This window comes from Micromonospora sp. NPDC049580 (genome assembly GCF_040675595.1).
GTDB lineage: Bacteria > Actinomycetota > Actinomycetes > Mycobacteriales > Micromonosporaceae > Micromonospora.
Genome location: NZ_JBFAPG010000751.1, coordinates 1 through 1,905, shown reverse-complemented (window position 1 = coordinate 1,905; position 1,905 = coordinate 1). Strand labels below are relative to the sequence as shown.

Sequence of the window (1,905 nt, the reverse complement as noted above, 5' to 3'; positions counted from 1 at the left end):
CAGCAGTCCGCCGGGCGGTGCTGCGGTAGAACTCGTCGAAGCTCTGTGCGTCCCTCACGCCTGCCCCCTTGTCCGCGCCCCGTTGCATCAAGGGCGGCGGGGGCTCCGTCGCGTCCGTACGTTATGCCGGCCTGTCGCCTCTCCGACACGCTTTGTCCCGCTGAACCGCAACCCGCGACCGCCTCCCGCCGTCCTTGATGCAACGGGGCGCGGACAAGGGGGCAGGCGTGAGGGACGCACAGAGCTTCGACGAGTTCTACCGCAGCACCGCCCGGCGGACTGCTGCCCGACGTCCAGATCGAGGAGCTGGAGGCGAACGATGTCAGCTGAACTCTCCGACCTGTACCGGTCGCTCACCGTCGTGGCCGACGGTGTGGAGGTGGCCCACCCCGAGCTGGTCCGTCGGCATGCCGACCGGCGGGCCCGGGTCCGGGTGGCCGGCAGTGCGCTGGCGGTGGCGGTGCTGCTCGGCGGGGTGGCCGTCGGGGGGCGGCTGGCGTTCTCCGCCGACGGGTCCGCGCCGCTGCCACCACCGGCCGGCACACCGGCCTCCCCGCTGCCCACCGGGTCGGCTCCTCCACCCTCCCCGTCGCCGTCCGCGCCGCCGTCGGCATCCACGGCGCCCTCGTCCCCGACGCCGCGCGCCACGCCGAGCGGTACGCCCTCGGCCGAGCCCACCGGCGCGGCGACCGCCCACCCACCGACCTCGATCCCGGACCGCGCCTTCTTCGTCCTGGCGGCCGCCAACCGGACCGGCCTGGAATCGACCGCGCCGGGCCCGGTCCTGCCGGCGCTGTGCGGGACCCGGTATCCCAGCGAGTCGGCCGTGGTGCAGCGCCGCGCCCGGTCGATGGCCTACAAGCGACCGGAGACCCCGCAGGGGAACGTGCCGGACGGCAGTTATCGGCACAGCATCGCGATCTACCGTTCCGGCCGCGCCGACGACGCGCTGCGGGAGCTGCGGCAGGCCGTCCGCGCCTGCCCGGAGCAGCGGATGCCCGACGACACCAGGACCTGGCGGCAGCGACTGCTGGACCCGGGGGTGTACGGCGACGAGTCGGTGCTGTTCGAGCTGCGTGCCCCGTACCCGCAGGGCATGGGCGATCCGGGCGCGTACGAGGTGCGACTGGTCCGGGCGGTCCGGGTCGACGACGTGGTGACGGTGCTCTGGGAGCAGGGTTGGGAGTACACCGCCGCCGAGCGCGCGCAGGTCGACGCCGACAGCCGGCGGGCGGTGGCGGCGATCGAGAAATGGCTCGGCTGACGGCGGTATCGGAGTCGTTTTGCGGTGCCCGGGGTCGGTGCGCTACGGTTAACCAGTCGACGCGGGGTGGAGCAGCTCGGTAGCTCGCTGGGCTCATAACCCAGAGGTCGCAGGTTCAAATCCTGTCCCCGCTACCACGGAAAGTGCACACCGGAACCCGGCCCCAGATGATGGGGCCGGGTTTTCTGTTTCCCGGCCGGGTGCGGTGCGCGTGGGGGGTCGGCCGGTGGGCGCTGCCGACAAGGGGCAGGGTGCAGAAGGGCGGCGGGCCTGCTCCGGCCGCCCGAACGGCGTGAATTCGGCGTGGACCGACGTGCTGAGGTTGCGTCGTTCGGCGAGGATGGGCGCATGTCTTCATTCGGGAAGTGGTGGGGCCGGCTCAGCGCGGTCCTCGGTGCGGTCGTCCTGGCGGTCTTCGTGCCGGTCGCGGCCTGGGCGTCCACGGGGACCGGCGAGTTGGTGGTGGAGGCCGCCCGGCGGCGCTCCCGTGGCGGCGGCTTCGGTTTCCTCGGTCTGCTCTGCTGCCTCGTGGTGGTGGCGATCATCGTGTTCCTGGTGCTGCGTCTGACGCGCAGCCGACGCGGTGGCCCCCCGCGCTGACCGTGGCCCATCCGGCCGGCCGCCGACGACCACCGGTCGAC

The 1,905-nt window shown here is 73.3% G+C and carries 2 protein-coding genes and 1 tRNA gene; all 3 read left to right on the top strand.

All coding sequences use genetic code 11. The annotated features are described in order from the left end of the window. Positions 1-319: 319 nt before the first annotated feature. The 3 genes from AB0J68_RS31735 (at position 320) to AB0J68_RS31725 (ending at position 1,864) form a co-directional block, all read left to right on the top strand. Positions 320-1,264 carry a hypothetical protein gene (locus AB0J68_RS31735; RefSeq protein WP_363942521.1) on the top strand — a complete coding sequence of 315 codons (945 nt, stop codon included), beginning with the start codon at positions 320-322 and terminating at the stop codon, positions 1,262-1,264. A 60-nt stretch (positions 1,265-1,324) separates the two neighbouring features. Next, positions 1,325-1,401: transfer RNA gene (locus AB0J68_RS31730), tRNA-Met, on the top strand. Between the two features lie 211 nt (positions 1,402-1,612). Next, positions 1,613-1,864, top strand: a complete 252-nt coding sequence (locus AB0J68_RS31725; protein WP_354862718.1) for a hypothetical protein — start codon at positions 1,613-1,615, stop codon at positions 1,862-1,864. The last annotated feature ends 41 nt before the right edge of the window (positions 1,865-1,905 follow it).